The organism is Collinsella aerofaciens, from assembly GCF_001405375.1.
Lineage (GTDB): Bacteria > Actinomycetota > Coriobacteriia > Coriobacteriales > Coriobacteriaceae > Collinsella > Collinsella aerofaciens_F.
On the sequence record NZ_CYYP01000002.1, the window covers coordinates 203112 to 217832 of the forward strand.

At 61.3% G+C, this 14721-nt stretch carries 12 protein-coding genes; 5 read left to right on the forward strand and 7 right to left on the reverse strand.

The features are described from left to right. Positions 1-60: 60 nt before the first annotated feature. The 4 genes from ARB25_RS01930 to ARB25_RS01945 all read right to left on the reverse strand — a co-directional run bounded on the left by ARB25_RS01930 (position 61) and on the right by ARB25_RS01945 (position 4807). On the reverse strand, positions 61-1257 hold the full coding sequence (locus tag ARB25_RS01930; protein ID WP_055285369.1) for an ATP-binding protein: 1197 nt from the start codon (positions 1255-1257) through the stop codon (positions 61-63). Positions 1258-1509: 252 nt separating this feature from the next. Beyond that, a complete protein-coding gene (locus tag ARB25_RS01935; protein WP_055285370.1) occupies positions 1510-2211 on the reverse strand; it encodes a hypothetical protein in 702 nt (233 codons plus the stop codon). After that, positions 2212-3960, reverse strand: a complete 1749-nt coding sequence (gene folP, locus ARB25_RS01940; protein WP_055285371.1) for a dihydropteroate synthase — start codon at positions 3958-3960, stop codon at positions 2212-2214. Between the two features lie 94 nt (positions 3961-4054). Then, positions 4055-4807, reverse strand: a complete 753-nt coding sequence (locus ARB25_RS01945; RefSeq protein WP_055285372.1) for an NAD-dependent protein deacylase — start codon at positions 4805-4807, stop codon at positions 4055-4057. Positions 4808-4942: 135 nt separating this feature from the next. Between ARB25_RS01945 and ARB25_RS01950 the strand changes: the two genes are divergently transcribed. After that, positions 4943-5761, forward strand: a complete 819-nt coding sequence (locus tag ARB25_RS01950) for an exodeoxyribonuclease III (RefSeq protein ID WP_055285373.1) — start codon at positions 4943-4945, stop codon at positions 5759-5761. A 149-nt stretch (positions 5762-5910) separates the two neighbouring features. On the opposite strand, the gene ARB25_RS01955 is transcribed toward ARB25_RS01950, so the two are convergent. The 3 genes from ARB25_RS01955 to ARB25_RS01965 are packed head-to-tail and all read right to left on the reverse strand — an operon-like array spanning position 5911 to position 9150. Continuing rightward, positions 5911-6624, reverse strand: a complete 714-nt coding sequence (locus tag ARB25_RS01955) for a DUF6580 family putative transport protein (RefSeq protein ID WP_055285374.1) — start codon at positions 6622-6624, stop codon at positions 5911-5913. Between the two features lie 4 nt (positions 6625-6628). Further along, positions 6629-8272 carry an ABC transporter ATP-binding protein gene (locus tag ARB25_RS01960; RefSeq protein ID WP_055285375.1) on the reverse strand — a complete coding sequence of 548 codons (1644 nt, stop codon included), beginning with the start codon at positions 8270-8272 and terminating at the stop codon, positions 6629-6631. Next, a complete protein-coding gene (locus ARB25_RS01965; protein ID WP_055285399.1) occupies positions 8272-9150 on the reverse strand; it encodes an energy-coupling factor transporter transmembrane component T in 879 nt (292 codons plus the stop codon). Before ARB25_RS01965 ends, ARB25_RS01960 begins: the two co-directional genes overlap by 1 nt. 208 nt (positions 9151-9358) lie before the next feature. Between ARB25_RS01965 and glmU the strand changes: the two genes are divergently transcribed. The 4 genes from glmU (at position 9359) to pth (ending at position 14512) form a co-directional block, all read left to right on the forward strand. Beyond that, positions 9359-10771, forward strand: a complete 1413-nt coding sequence (glmU, locus tag ARB25_RS01970; RefSeq protein ID WP_055285376.1) for a bifunctional UDP-N-acetylglucosamine diphosphorylase/glucosamine-1-phosphate N-acetyltransferase GlmU — start codon at positions 9359-9361, stop codon at positions 10769-10771. Between the two features lie 193 nt (positions 10772-10964). Beyond that, positions 10965-11951, forward strand: coding sequence for a ribose-phosphate diphosphokinase (locus tag ARB25_RS01975; protein ID WP_055285377.1), 987 nt, complete (start codon positions 10965-10967; stop codon positions 11949-11951). Between the two features lie 1167 nt (positions 11952-13118). Next, positions 13119-13532 (forward strand): putative endonuclease domain-containing protein, encoded by a 414-nt coding sequence (locus ARB25_RS09665; RefSeq protein ID WP_070100716.1) that lies wholly within the window; start codon positions 13119-13121, stop codon positions 13530-13532. A gap of 350 nt (positions 13533-13882) precedes the next feature. After that, positions 13883-14512 carry an aminoacyl-tRNA hydrolase gene (gene pth, locus ARB25_RS01985; protein ID WP_006235792.1) on the forward strand — a complete coding sequence of 210 codons (630 nt, stop codon included), beginning with the start codon at positions 13883-13885 and terminating at the stop codon, positions 14510-14512. The last annotated feature ends 209 nt before the right edge of the window (positions 14513-14721 follow it).

The window sequence follows — 14721 nt, forward strand, 5'->3', positions numbered from 1 at the left end:
ATGCATTGGTCCTATTCCTCAAAATCGAAAATTTTTCAGTTTTGAGGAATAGGCTTTCCGCTACGCCTCGCCGCACAACCACCTCGCCAGGTCCACGATCTGCACTCCGTCGCGATCCGTGGCCTCGTGATGCGTGCGGGCGAGAATCATCTTGGGGTACGCGTCGCCAATGCTCAGCAGTGGTGAAATCTCGCGTTCAAATGTCTTATCCGAGCTGATGTCGTCGCTCACCTGAATGTAGAGCTTCTCGCTTCGCTTGATTGCTACAAAGTCTATTTCCTTTTTATAGAGCACGCCGACGTATACCTCGTATCCGCGGCGCAGCAGCTCGATTGCCACCATGTTCTCGTATACGCGTCCCCAATCCATATCACGTGTACCGAGCAGCGCGTATTTGAACGCGTGGTCTGCCAGGTAATACTTCTCGCCGCTCTTAAGGTATTTTTTGCCGCGGATGTCGTACCGACGAACTTTATAGAAGGCAAACGCATCGCACAGGTACCCCATGTACGTGCCGACCGTCTTGTTCGTTATCTTTAGCCCATCCGCGTTCAAAATATCCGTAATGTTACGTGCCGACGTTATGTTGGATACGTTGTCCATCATGTAATCGGCAATGCGCAGCAGCGCCGATTCGTTTCTCACGTTATGCCGCTGCACGATATCTCTCACGATGAGCGTTTTGAAGACATTGGAGAGATATTGATAACGCTGCTCCTGCAGTGGATAAGGGTAGGAGCCGGACATACCGCCGGTTCTCGCGTACTCATCGAAGTCGCGGTCGACCTCGCCCTCGTCGCCATAGAGTCGATACTCCTCAAACGAGAATGGGAAAACCTCGATCTCAAACGTACGCCCCGTAAAGAGCGTCGACAGATCGCTCGACAGCAAAAAGGCATTCGATCCGGTAATGAATATGTCGTACTGCTCGGATGCGTGGAGGCTGTTGATCGCACGCTCAAAACCGTCGCACATCTGAACTTCATCGATAAGCAGAAAGTTTTGTTTGCCGGACACTCGATGCTCTTTTACATAGGCGAGCAGCGCGTGATACTCGAGCAGATTCTCGAACTCATCGAGGTTGTAGTTGATATGGATGACATTCGAATTGGACAGATTTGCCTCCACGTAATCGCGGAGGGCCTCGAGCAATTTTGATTTACCGCTACGACGGATGCCCGTGATGACCTTGATGTCCGGCACGCCAATAAGGCTCGTCAACGTGTCCATATATGACGTTCTATTGATGAGTTTCATTGGGGCCTCCTCGCGGTCTTTTATCGCTATTCCTCAAAATTGAAAAATTTTCAGTTTTGAGGAATAGGCTCTATAGCGAATATACCTCGCGAAAGACCGAGCTGCCTTAATCCTATTCCTCAAAAACGAAAAATTTTCAGTTTTGAGGAATAGGGCGCTGGCAACCCATTCCCCAGATAGGCGAAACCCTCCCCGGCACAGGCCGAGGAGGGTCTTGTTGTCATCGTCATCTTTGAGCGCAAGTGCCTCGCGTTACAGTCCGCGAATGCGCACGGCCTCAGGCGGAAACTCTTGCTCGCCGGCATCGGTCTTGATGGTCGCGCGGCCCCAGATGTCCAGGCCTGCAAACACACCGACCGCAAGCGGCAAGCCGTTGGGCGACACCGCCGCAACTTGGCGGCCCAGCAGCGGCACCATGTCGAAGTACTCGCCCAACACGGGGGCCAGCGGACCGGCAGCGCCCTGCGGCGTGTTGGCAACAACCGCCCAGGTGTCCACACGGGTCAGCACGGCGGCGGCCAACTCCTCGACCAGCGCTTCGTCAGCCACGTCCACACCAAGCTCGCCCAGCGCCGAACGCTCAATATCCACCGTCACGGCACCGAACATGCCCGCAGCACCGGCACCGCCGTTCACGGCAACACGCGCGAGCGACGTCTCAAACGCAGGCGCACCGCACACGATATCGCTCGGCCACTGGATACCCACCTTACCGGCAAGGCCCAACCCCGGCGTCGAAGCCGTGCCCACGAGCGCGTCCATCATGCCCATCGCAGCCACAAACGGCAGGCCGTGGAAGGCATGCATGTTCACATCCGGACGCACGACCAGCGAAAACGTCAGCGAGGCATCGCCCGCGCTCCATGCGCACCAGCCCGCGGACGCACCCTCGCGGCCCGCGTCACGCGCGGCGTCAAGCTCGGTACCGGCGGCAACAGCATTCATCTCGATCATCTACATACGCCCCAATTCGCCCACGATATGGCCCACGCGATCCTCGGGCTCCTTGACCTCGACACCGTTGTAGCGGAAGAACCGCGCCGGGTCGTGCATCAGGTCCTCGAGCGGCACCAGCACAAAGTCACGCTCACCAATGAGCGGATGCGGCAGGCGCAGCTTTTTGCCGCCGTGGGTCTCGCCGTCCATCCACAGCAGGTCCAGGTCGATGGTGCGCGGACCGTTGGCCTTGGCCTTTTTGGAGCGGTCGCGCCCCAGCTCGGCCTCGATCTTCATGAGCTCGTCGAGCAGCACCAGCGGCGCAAGCTCGGTCTTGATCTCGATGACGGCGTTGGCAAACGCGTCCTGGCGCGTCTCGTAGGCCGGCTCGCTCTCGTAAATCTTGGAGGAGTTGGACACGCAGGTGAGTGGAATCTCGGCGATCATCTCGCGCGCGGCGCGGACGTTGTCGCAACGATGCCCCAGGTTGGAGCCCACGGCCACAAACGCACGGCGCGGCTGCGGCTTGGCGACGGCCCAGTAACCGTTCAGAAACTGCGCAAAGCCCGCGACGTCGTGCACGCGCACGATGTTGGCACCGGCCTGGATGGCGCCCAGGCACACGCCAAACGTGGCGGCATCGCGCTCGGCGGCCTCGGTCACGCCCGAGACGGCGCCCACAAAGCGCTTGCGCGACACGGCGCACATGAGCGGATAGCCCAGCGACGCCATCTTGGCAGTCTCGCGCTGGATGACGATGTCCTCGTTAGCCGACTTACCAAAGCCCGGGCCAGGATCGATGCAGATGCGGTCGCGCGACACGCCGGCATGGATGAGCGTGCGGGCCTGGTCGGACAGAAAGCCCATGACGCGGCGCATGATGGGCGCCGAATCGGGCAGGGTGAAGCGGCGGAGCTGAGAGGTGGGCACGTAGGCCTCCTCGCGGCGGGCGCTGCGACGCATCATGGCTGCCAGGCGGTCATTGGGCTCCGATGCGGCCTCGGTGGCTGCGGGCGCGGCTTCGGGCGCGGGCGCGACGGTCTCGGCGGCAGCAGCCTGCTCGGCGGCCGGCGTCTCCTGCCCCTGCTCGCTTGAAGGCTCGGGCGTGGGCTCCGGTTCGCCAAACGGCAACGAGGGCTGCACCACGCCGCCCGGAAGCTTGGCCTCGACCTTGGGCTCGCCCAGCAACTTGCCGCGACGGCGACGAGCCGGCTTCTCGGCCTCGCGCGCGGCCTCGGCGGCCGCTTCGCGTGCCTTCTCGGCAACAAACGCCGCTGCCGAGGTATCGAGCTGCACCGTTGCGTGCGTGCGGGCGGGCGCGGCGACCTCGCCAGCATGCATCACGATGACGCCGCAAGTGCTTGTCTTAACAAACTCGACCATCTTGGGATCGGTGAAGCCGGTCACGTCGTTGACGATCGAGGCGCCGCAGCGCACGGCCGCCTTGGCAACCGCCACATGACGCGTGTCAATCGAGACGATGGCGCCCTCCTTGGCCAGCGCGCGCACCACGGGCAGCACGCGGCGAGCCTCCTCGTCGGGGTTGACCGGGGTAAAGCCAGGGCGCGTGGACTCGCCGCCTACGTCGATGATGTCGGCGCCGGCGTCGAGCATCGCCAGGCCGTACTCGATGGCGGCATCCGGGTCGAAGTGCTCCCCGCCATCGCTAAACGAATCGGGCGTCACGTTGAGGACGCCCATGATGCGCGGACGGTCAAAGCTGAGCTCATACTTTCCGCACCGCCATGTCTTGCTGTCGTTCGCCATGAACATCCTCCTAAAATGCCCGCGCCACCGCGCTCGGGCGCAGGCGGTGGGGTCGCTTTGCAATCAGTCTTTCTATTGTATCCGCGCACACGGGCTAGAACGCAAACGCGGCCGCGATGTCGCAAGAAATCAGCAGGTCGGCATTTGCATCCTGATCGGTGGGAGCAAGGCTGCATATGGCCAGCGTATCACCGGTAAAGTAACGCGTAAGGCCTGCCGCCGGATACACCACGAGCGAGGTCCCGCCCACAATGAGGGCATCGGCCGCGGCGATGGCGGCAACGGCACCGGTCAGCACGTGCTCGTCGAGCGGCTCCTCGTAGAGCACTACGTCGGGCTTGATGCGGCCGCCGCACGCAGGACACACAGGCGCACCCGCGGCGTCCTCGTGCTCGCGCGAGCAAATCCACTCGGCGCTATAGACCGCGCCACACGACTGGCAAATGTTGCGATGGACCGATCCGTGCAGCTCAAACACGCGCCGTGAGCCGGCCATCTGATGCAGGCCGTCGATATTTTGCGTCACCACGGCATTTAGCTTGCCGGCGCGCTCCAGCTCGGCCAGCTTGGTGTGGCAGCGATTGGGCTTGGCGCCAAGCGCGATCATCTTGGTGCGGTAGAAGTCGAAGAACTCGGCCGGATGCGCCTCGTAAAAGCTATGCGACAGCATGGTCTCGGGCGGATAGGCAAACTGCTGGTGATACAGGCCGTCCACGCTGCGGAAATCGGGGATGCCACTTGCCGTGGAAACACCAGCGCCGCCAAAGAAGACCACGCGCTTGTGGGTGTCAAACAGATCCGCCAGCGCGGCGGAGGCTTGCTTGGGGTCCGATATTGCCTGCGTCATATGAGTCCTCCGTCCTTGTTGGTCGGGCAGCGTCGGGCGATGTCCCAGCATGCGGCCTTTGGGTCAGCACGCGCGGTGCCCACCCCGCCCCTGTTGCGCTAATCTTAAGCCTGCTAACCCCGTCGAAAGGACACCATGCCTCAGACTTACACTTTCGCCTCGTGGAACGTCAACGGCCTGCGCGCCGTGCTCAAAAAGGACCCGAGCTTTATCCAGATCGCGCAGGACCTCGATGTCGACATCCTAGCGCTGCAAGAGACCAAGCTGCAGGAAGGCCAAGTCGATATCGACATGCCCGGCTACCACCAAACCTGGAGCTACGCCGAGCGCAAGGGCTATTCGGGCACCGCGGTCTTTAGCCGCCAGGAACCGCTGCGCGTGTTGCACGCCGACGCGCTGCTGCCTTACGCCGGCAAGGGCGATGCAGCAGAGCTCGTCGCCCAAGCCGCGACCGAGGGCCGCGTCTGCGCACTCGAGTTTGACAAGTTTTGGTTTGTGGATGTCTACACGCCCAACGCGCAAAACGAGCTCGCCCGCATCGACGTGCGCATGGCCTGGGACGACGCCTATCGCGGCTTTCTGAGCGCACTCGAGCGCGAGACCGGCAAACCCGTCGTAACCTGCGGTGACTTTAACGTGGCGCACGAGGAGATCGACCTCAAGAACCCCAAATCCAACCGCGGCAACGCAGGCTTTTCGGACGAGGAACGCGGCAAGTTTACCGAGCTGCTCAACGCCGGCTTCACCGATACCTGGCGCGCGGCAAACCCCGACGTCGAGGGCGTCTACAGCTGGTGGAGCTACCGTTTTAATGCACGCAAGAACAACGCCGGCTGGCGCATCGACTACTTCCTGGTAAGCAATTCAATCGCCGGCAACGTGCGCGACACCGGCATCCGCGGCGACATCTTTGGCAGCGACCACTGCCCCGTCACCCTCACGCTAGAACTCTAGCCCCAAGTAATTACTGGGGGGACAGAGGAAAACAGACCATGTGACCCCTCTCCCCCTATAAGTTGCGGTGGAATAGTTCCTGTTTGGGCAGCAAATAGCCAAAAACGAGAACTATTCCACCGCAAGTTCGTGAGGGAATGCGAAATGCCTTACAGCCCGTATTTCACGACGACACGGTTAATGCGGCGACACCAAGGCTTGTACAAGGCGGCCAAAAACACGCAGGTCGCAAGGCCGTGCGTAATATCGAACGGCACTGCCGTGGCAAGACGCGCCGCGGCACCCGCCCAAGTAAGCGGCTGTACAAAACCAATGATGTCATACGCGTTGATCACGACGCCATAGAGCAGGCCCGACGCAAAGCCGTACGCCAGCAGCGCTGGCATGCGCACGGTGCCGTCGGCGCGGTCGAACGCACCCGCATACGCCAGCACACCGCCAACGTATCCCACGAGCCCCCAGGCATACATCTGCCACGGCGTCCACATGCCCTGCCCAAAAAAGAAATTGCTGGTCAGCGCTGCCAGCGCGCCAACCATAAAACCATTGCGGCGACCAAGCGTCGCCCCCGCGATAATGGCGATGGCGCTCACCGGTTTAAAGTCGGGAATGGGCCCAAACAGGATGCGCCCCGCCGCCGCCGGCGCCGCCAGCACCAGCGTGGGCATAATCTGGCGCAAACCCGGACGAGATGCCTCGTAACCCGCAAAGAACAGCGCAAGTACCAACGCCACCACAACCAGCATGGCCAACGCTGCCTGCTCAACACCCGCCAGCAACGCGGCAGCCATCACCGCCGGCACCGCCAACAACAGCGGGATCTCCAGTTTTGCAAGTAGGCGCGAAACGCGATAATCCGTCATCCCATCACGCCCTATAGAACACGTTGTCGGCAAAGAAGTCGGCCGGGGGCTCCATGCAGGCAATCTCGCCGTCAAACATCATGGCGACGTCGTCGGCTACCTGCTCGGCAAAGTCCAAATCGTGCGTAGCCATGATGACGGTGCCGCCAGCCTTCGCATGGTCACGCAGGGCGCGGGCGATGATGCGGCGGCTCTCCAGGTCCAAGCCCTTCGTGGGCTCGTCAAGCAGCAGCAGCTCGGGGCCGATCAGCAGCAGCTTTGCCAGTGCGAGCAGCTGGCGCTGTCCGCCCGAGAGGTCGTAGGGGTGGCGCGTCTCCAGGCCGTCCAGTCCAAGTTGCACCGCACGCTCCCGCGCCAAGTTCTCGTCATATCCGCAGGTCGAAGCCCATTCTATCAGCTCATCGCGCACCGTCTCGGCAACCAGCAATGCTTTGGGATTCTGAGGCAGCAGCGCCGCCGAGGCCGCTCCGCGCACCATGCGGCCGCGCTGCAGCTTGGCGGTCTTCGCCAGCACCGAAAGCATTGTCGACTTACCGCAGCCGTTACCGCCCACGATCGCATGCACCGCGCCAGCCGAAAACGACACATCGAGCCCGCGCAGCACCCAACCGCCCGCGCGATCGTAGCGAAACCAGCCTTCCGACAGGGTGGTAGCCGACCCGCCGTGCATTTTTTGGAGTATTCTGCTTCCATCCGTGCGCGGAAAGGCTTCCGAGCCGTTCTCGAGCGACGTTTGCGCCACAAATTCGGACGATTTGTCCAATTCCGAACTTTTTTTCGCGCTCGATACGTCCCCGGGCGGCTCCAGAGAGCCCAAATTGTCCTCACGCCTGCTGAATACTCCTTTATTTGCACATCGGATGGCACCCCACCCCAACATGTCATCGGACAACAGCGATTCTCGGCGTCCCAAAGAAGCCATATCCGCCACCTCGCGCACGCGACCGTCCTCAATCCGGTACGCACACGTCGCGTATTCGAGCATTGGGCGCGGCTGATGCGTCGCCACAACAACCGTGCAGCCCAGCTCGCGATTCACACGAAACAGCGCGTGCAGGAAATTCTTCTCCGCAACCGGATCAAGCTGAGACGTGGGCTCGTCGAGCAGCAGCACGCGCGGGCGTAATGCCAGCACAGCCGCCAGCGACAGCAGCTGTTTGCGTCCGCCCGAAAGCGTATCGGTGTCGCGGTGGAGCCAATCTTCCAGCCCAAAGAAATAGCTGGTCTCAGCTACGCGACGGCGCATCTCATCACGCGCTAGCCCCAAGTTTTCCAGGCCAAACGCCATCTCGTGCCACACGGTTTCGCACACGATCTGGTTCTCGGGATCCTGAAACACATAGCCCACGCGCTCCGCAGACGCGCGCACGTCCATGTCGGCAACGTTCTCGCCCAGCACGCGCGCATCGCCAGTGCGCTCGCCCGCCGGAGCGATCTCGGGCTTGAGCAGCGACAGCAGCGTCGACTTACCCGATCCGGTACCGCCAACAAGAAGTGCAAACGCACCTTGGGAAACACGCCAATCAAGCCCCTCGAGCACCGGTGCCTCGGCCCCGGGATAGGCAAAACTAAGGCCTCGCACCTCAATCGCCGGCGCGGCCGAGCCATATGCCACACCCGCCGCCGAGCTCCTATCAAACCGAGCCATCAGCCAAACCTCTTCTCATCAATCGCGTGCAACGCGCAAGGCAGCACCATCCAGGCAGCGTACACGACATAGCCCGGCCACGGCGCCGGCACCGAGAGCTGCGGATAAAACGAATACTGCGTCGTCGCGGTCCACGCCACTGTCACCGTGACCACGCCAAACAGTGCAAGCCCAACCAGCGCAGCAACATCGCCGCGCCCCAGTCGATACCGCGCATACGTCGTACGACGCGTCGCGGCACCCCACCCGCGCGAGCGCATCGCGTCCGCGCGCTCCAGCGAATCTTCCATGCCCCAGCCCATCAACACACTCGATGCCCGCAGGCGCGAGCGCACGGGGTCGGCCGGCGCGCGCCCCGGCACGTCAATCGCATCTTGCACCGCCAGCACCGTGCGGCCGCGGCGCAAAAACTGCGGGATAAGCCGCATGCACATCGAGATCATAAGCGCAATCACCGGTGCGGCATTGCCCAGCAGCGCGAGTACCTTGTCGTATTCGAGCATCGACGCCGCTGCCTCAAACCACAGCACGCTCGCCACAAACAGCCCACCCATGCACAGGCCGTAAACCATGCTCTCTAGATACACCGCACGCATGCCAATACGAAACAGCCCCGTCGAGCCCGATGCACTAAACAGCGGATTGAGCACCGCGATAATCAAAATCACCGGCAGCTGCCAGCGAAGCGCCCCCAACGTGCGCGCAGCACCGCGCGTCGCAAGCCCGTACGCCAGCCCACCCGCAAGCGACAGCGCGATCAGCACCGGTTGCATCGAGAACATGGTGAGCCCCAGCGTCAGCACCATGTAGAGGGCCGGCACAGCCGGATGCGACATCGAGAACGCCGCGACGGGCTCGCCGCCAAACTCCTCTCGCATGTTGTCCACGGGCACCCCCGTCCCCTCGCTCAAACGACAGCTCCGCGGCATCGCCAACGCCGCACGCAAGCAGCGCAAACGCCACGCCGGCGGTGCAAGCCTCAACCGCCGAAAACCAATCGCTACGCGCTCATCATATGCCTGCGGTATCATATTGCGCCGTGTATCGTTTCCAAACACACGTCTCTATAACGTAACAGGAGATCACATGGACGCAACCGCAATTATCCTCGCTGCCGGCGAGGGCACCCGCATGAAGTCGAACCACTGCAAGGTTTCGCACAAGATCCTGGGTAAGCCCATGGTTCAGTGGATCGTCGACGCCACCATCAAGGCCGGCTGCAGCCGCGTCGTGGTCGTCATCGGCAGCCACGCCGACGAGATGCGCGCCCTGATCGACGGCGCCTACGCCAGCAGCGCCACCAAGGTCGAGTGCGTCGAGCAGACCGAGCGCCTTGGCACCGGCCACGCCGTAAAGGTCGCGCTCGAGGCCTGCGGCATCACGCAAGGCCCCGTCGTCGTGCTCAACGGCGACTTGCCGCTCATCACCGCCGACACCGTCGCCAAGTTCGCACAGACCGTCGCTACCGGCGAGCTCGCCTGTACCGTCATGACCATGACCCCGCCCGACCCCTTCGGCTACGGCCGCATCAAGCTGGGCGACGACGGCCAGATCGAGCGCATCATCGAGCAGAAGGACTGCACGCCCGAGCAGGCCGCCACGCTGCTGGAGTGCAACGCCGGCTGCTACGCCTTCGACGGCGCGCAGCTCGCCGCACACATCAACGAGATCGGCAACGACAACGCGCAGTCCGAGTACTACCTGCCCGACATGCTCGAAATCCTCAAGGGTCACGGCCAGGCGGTCTCCATCTTCCACTGTGACGACTACCGCGACGGCCTGGGCGTCAACAGCCGCATCCAGCTCGCGCAGCTCACCGCTATCGCGCGCGACCGCATCAACGAGCACTGGATGGCCGAGGGCGTTACCTTCATCGACCCCACGCAGGCCTGGATCGGCCCCGACGCCGTCATCGGCCGCGACACCATCGTGTGGCCGCAGACGCATCTGATCGGCCACGTCACCGTGGGCGAGGAGTGCCAGCTTGGCCCCAACAGCCGCCTCACCGACACCACCGTCGGCAGCGGCTGCGTCATCGATGAGACTATCGCCATCGAGGCCGTCATCGAGAACGGCGTCGACTGCGGCCCGCGCGCCTACCTGCGCCCGGGCACCCACATGCTCGACGGCTCCAAGGCCGGCACGCACGTGGAGATCAAGAAGTCCACGATCGGCGAGGGCTCCAAGGTGCCGCACCTGTCCTACATCGGCGACACCACCATGGGCTCCGGCGTCAACGTGGGCGCAGGCTCCATCACCTGCAACTACGACGGCGTGCACAAGCACAAGACCGTCATCGGCAAGGACGCCTTCATCGGTTCCGACACCATGATGGTCGCGCCCGCCCAGATCGGCGACGGCGCGCTCGTGGCCGCTGGCTCCGTCATCACCGAGCCGGTCCCGGCCGACGCACTTGGCCTGGGTCGTGCCCGTCAGGTAAACATCGAGGGCTGGGCCGCCGATTATCGCCGCCGTCTGCACGAGGACGACGAGGTATAACGTTTTACCAAGCATCTAAGGAGCTGTTCCCATGGGGGCGGCTCCTTTTTCTATCGTGACCTGCGCAACCGGATGAGTGGTCGGTTCGTGTCCGTTGACGGTAAAGACGTTATCAAGACTCGATAAACCCCGCCGCGCGGTTACAATGCAAAAAGGCATCTATATGGCATTCGATGTATAAAGGAGAAGGGTAATGCCGATTAATGATCCCGAGAAGTCGGAGAATATGCGCAAGTCCATCCGCGTGTATTCCGGTTCCTCCAACCGTCCCCTCGCTCAGAAGATTGCTGAGTACCTTGGGGTCGAGCTTTCGGGCCTTACGCTAAAGCAGTTCGCCAACGGTGAGATTTACGCCCGCTACGACGAGACCGTCCGCGGCGCCGACGTCTTCCTGATTCAGTCCGTGGCCGGCGGCAACGTCAACGACATGCTCATGGAGCTGCTCATCGCCACCGACGCCGCCAAGCGCGCATCCGCCCGCTCCATCACCGCCGTTATCACCCACTACGGCTATGCCCGCCAGGACCGCAAGGCCGGCCCGCGCGAGCCCATCACCGCCCGCCTCGTCGCCAACCTGCTCGAGCGCGCCGGCGTCGACCGCATCATCACCCTCGACCTGCACCAGGGCCAGATCCAGGGCTTCTTCGACATCCCGGTTAACCACCTGTCCGCACTGCCGCTGTTCGGCCAGTACTACAACGCCATGAACTTCGACACCGACAACCTGGTTGTCGTCTCCCCCGACGTGGGTCGCGCCAAGGCCGCCAAGAAGCTGTCCGACATGCTCGGCTGCGACCTGGCCATCGCCCACAAGGGCCGTCCGCGCCACAACGCCGCCGAGGTCATGGGCATCATCGGTGACATCAAGGGCAAGACCTGCATCATCAACGACGACATGATCGACACCGCAGGCACCCTGTGCGCCAACGTCAAGGAGCTCAAGGCTATGGGCGCCGGCGACATCTACGTATGCGCCACCCACGGCATCTTCTCCGGTCCGGCCATCGAGCGTCTGAACGACGCCCCGATCGTCGAGTGCCTCGTCACCGACGCCATTCCCGTCGAGGTTGGCGGCAAGATCAAGACCATCTCGGTCGCCGAGGAGTTCGCTCAGGCCATCTCCGCCGTTTACCACGAGGAGCCCGTCTCCACGCTCGTCGGCGGCGACTTCGCGCTGTAATCCAGCGTGCATCTCATCATCTTTGGTGTTTTTAAAGGGTCGGAAGCTCGCTTCCGACCCTTTTTCTACCCCTCGACAACCTTCCCTGGACAATTAGTTCAGATACGTATTTTTTTAAAGCTCCAAAGGCCGTTCTGAGCCTTCTGAGCTCCCCGGCGAACGCCATACTGCCCAAAGCTCATCGCTTTCGAGTACGACCGCCGCATATTTACCCTCAAATCGCCCTCGAAAGCCCTTAGAAACGCCTCGAACGCCCGCCGTCTTATACGTATCTGAACTAACTGTCCAGTAGCTATCGTCAACCTTCGCGGCAGAGCTCAATTTCCTGCAATCCCCTCAACCGATTCCACCGATTTCATAACACCCAGCCGTTCATGGCGCGCAGCGCCCCGCTGAGCGAAAAGAACGGTATGGCGGTCGCATTCTGCCGCCAACTTAGTACGTTATAGCTATGATGACCGTGATTTCACATTTCTCCGCCCTCCGCGCAATTCGTCGCGCACGACGGGCGTACTCTGCCCTACCCTGGGACTCCGTTGATAGCGAACAGCAAGCACAGGCCTTGGCTGGCTGCATTCCCAACAATGACGCGATAGACTTTGGCGCACTTTCGATACTCGACGCCTGGAATGAAGATGATTCCGAACTGCTCGATCTTCTCGTTTCAAACGAAGACAACAGGCGCCCCGACAAGCGACTTCTTCAGCATATTCTCTCCGCTCCGCTTCCTGAAGGTGCAATTATGCACGTCGAGGCCGACATCTACGCTACGTCTCCTGCCATGACAGCCATGCTTTGTTCCAAGAATGAATCAGTCGCCAAAACCTTGATGCTACTCATGGAACTGCTCGGAACCTACTCCCTTCCCCCCCCGGGGCAACATACCCCATTGCCTATGACGCCATCTGGCCCAAGGGCGATGACTGCGCAGCGACGAGCGATCTTGATTGCCTGGGCGACCAGTCGGCGACCGAACAACAGAACGAGACCCGCTACGAACAGGCACACTACAAATGCGAGCCCGCCACAACTATCGAAGAGCTCGAGGCGGTCGCACGCTTCGCCAAAAGTAGCTCATATACCTCGTTTCGCACGGCAGTCAATCTCGCCCGACCCGGATCTGCATCCCCAGCCGAATCCCTAATGTTTGCCGTTCTCGGAGCGCCCATGCGCTTTGGCGGATTCGGATGTTGCAGCCTGCCCATGGGAGGCCTGCTACTCAACTATCGAATCGACTTCGACACTCTTGCGGTCAACATGTCCTCCGGCATCCCTTACGCCATCTGCGACCTATATTGCCCGGCCGCCGGAGTCGACAACGAATACAACGGAATTGGGCATGAGCTTCAAAACGCTCGCATCCACGATGGCAATCGAAATAATGGCCTCAAGGCAATGGGCATCCACGTCCTGGTTATCAATCGCGACCAAATGAAAGACCTTGTTGCACTCGAAGCCTTCGCCCAAACGATGCATCGACTCGCGGGAGTCCGATTCCGATACCGTATCAAGGGCTATCGCAAGCGTCAGGCCGCTTGGCTCAACGCCCTGCGGGCCGGAATCGGCCTTGCGCCGGTCTAAACGGCGAATCACCCGTGCACCGTCGAGCAGGGCTGGACAGTTAGTTCAAATACGTATAAATGGACGCATTGAATTAGGCTGTTTTGCAGTTATCTCTATACCATTCGCCCGATTTGAAGGCAGGGTAGACTTCAAAACAGCGTCATATGGACTAACTAAAGCTCCAAAACAACGTATCGGCATTGAATCGAGCAATTCGAGTTCTCAGAACTTATACGTATCCGAACTAACTGTCCACCTCGATTTCGACGGCCGTCCAAACGCCCTCAAATAACCTCAATTGCCCTCCATTTGACAGCGGCAACAGGGTCGCTCACCATAGCAGGCGACAAATCAACGAAAGGATGAACATGGCAGCTGCACAGCCGCTTAAGATTCGCATGGTTGCCGGACTTGGCAACCCTGGCGAGGAATATGCCGAGACCCGTCACAACGCTGGTTTCAAAGCAATCGACGAGCTGGCCCGTCAGGCCGGCGTCACGTACTGGAAAAACCAAGCAGGCGCCGAGGTCGCGCTCATCAACATCAACGATCCCGAGGAAGAGGGCGGCAAGCGCCAGATTGTACTGGTCAAGCCGCAGTCGTACATGAACACCTCGGGCGGGCCCATCTCCAAACTCTGCCGCGAGTACAAGATCAAGGCCGAGGAGCTGCTCGTCATCCACGACGAGCTCGATATTCCCGCCGGCGACGTGCGCGTTAAGGTGGGCGGCGGCCATGCCGGTCACAACGGCCTGCGTTCCATCATCGACAAAATGGGCAGCCGCGACTTCAGCCGCATCCGCACCGGCATCGGCAACCCTCCCGGCAAGATGGCCGTCGCCGACTACGTGCTTAAGCAGCTGCGCGCCCGCGAGGCCGAGGATTTCCAGGACACCTGCGCCCGCGCGGCCGACGCCGCCGGCCTGGCGATTGTGCACGGCGTAGTCTATGCTCGCGACCATGTCAACGGCGCCGCCTCCGCCAACGGCAAGCACTAAAACCTATCATTTAGGGACAGGGTTATTTTGGCAGGTTTTATCTACGGAAACGCCATGACAGCCGCGCCGTAATAAACCCTGTGCCGCCATACATATGCAGCGCTCCAAAAGGGGCCGGCCTCACCGATGCGCGAGGCCGGCCCCCCTTTGCCGTTTTGCCTGATAAAACCGACCAAAATAAACCTGTCCCTATTTGGTAGGCCGAAGTG

What these genes read in the sequence shown, in the direction of transcription:
- ARB25_RS01930 (WP_055285369.1), bottom strand. Translation starts at nt 1,257, where the DNA reads ATGAAACTCATCAATAGAACGTCATATATGGACACGTTGACGAGCCTT.
- ARB25_RS01935 (WP_055285370.1), bottom strand. Translation starts at nt 2,211, where the DNA reads ATGATCGAGATGAATGCTGTTGCCGCCGGTACCGAGCTTGACGCCGCG.
- folP (WP_055285371.1), bottom strand. Translation starts at nt 3,960, where the DNA reads ATGGCGAACGACAGCAAGACATGGCGGTGCGGAAAGTATGAGCTCAGC.
- ARB25_RS01945 (WP_055285372.1), bottom strand. Translation starts at nt 4,807, where the DNA reads ATGACGCAGGCAATATCGGACCCCAAGCAAGCCTCCGCCGCGCTGGCG.
- ARB25_RS01950 (WP_055285373.1), top strand. Translation starts at nt 4,943, where the DNA reads ATGCCTCAGACTTACACTTTCGCCTCGTGGAACGTCAACGGCCTGCGC.
- ARB25_RS01955 (WP_055285374.1), bottom strand. Translation starts at nt 6,624, where the DNA reads ATGACGGATTATCGCGTTTCGCGCCTACTTGCAAAACTGGAGATCCCG.
- ARB25_RS01960 (WP_055285375.1), bottom strand. Translation starts at nt 8,272, where the DNA reads ATGGCTCGGTTTGATAGGAGCTCGGCGGCGGGTGTGGCATATGGCTCG.
- ARB25_RS01965 (WP_055285399.1), bottom strand. Translation starts at nt 9,150, where the DNA reads ATGCGAGAGGAGTTTGGCGGCGAGCCCGTCGCGGCGTTCTCGATGTCG.
- glmU (WP_055285376.1), top strand. Translation starts at nt 9,359, where the DNA reads ATGGACGCAACCGCAATTATCCTCGCTGCCGGCGAGGGCACCCGCATG.
- ARB25_RS01975 (WP_055285377.1), top strand. Translation starts at nt 10,965, where the DNA reads ATGCCGATTAATGATCCCGAGAAGTCGGAGAATATGCGCAAGTCCATC.
- ARB25_RS09665 (WP_070100716.1), top strand. Translation starts at nt 13,119, where the DNA reads ATGCGCTTTGGCGGATTCGGATGTTGCAGCCTGCCCATGGGAGGCCTG.
- pth (WP_006235792.1), top strand. Translation starts at nt 13,883, where the DNA reads ATGGCAGCTGCACAGCCGCTTAAGATTCGCATGGTTGCCGGACTTGGC.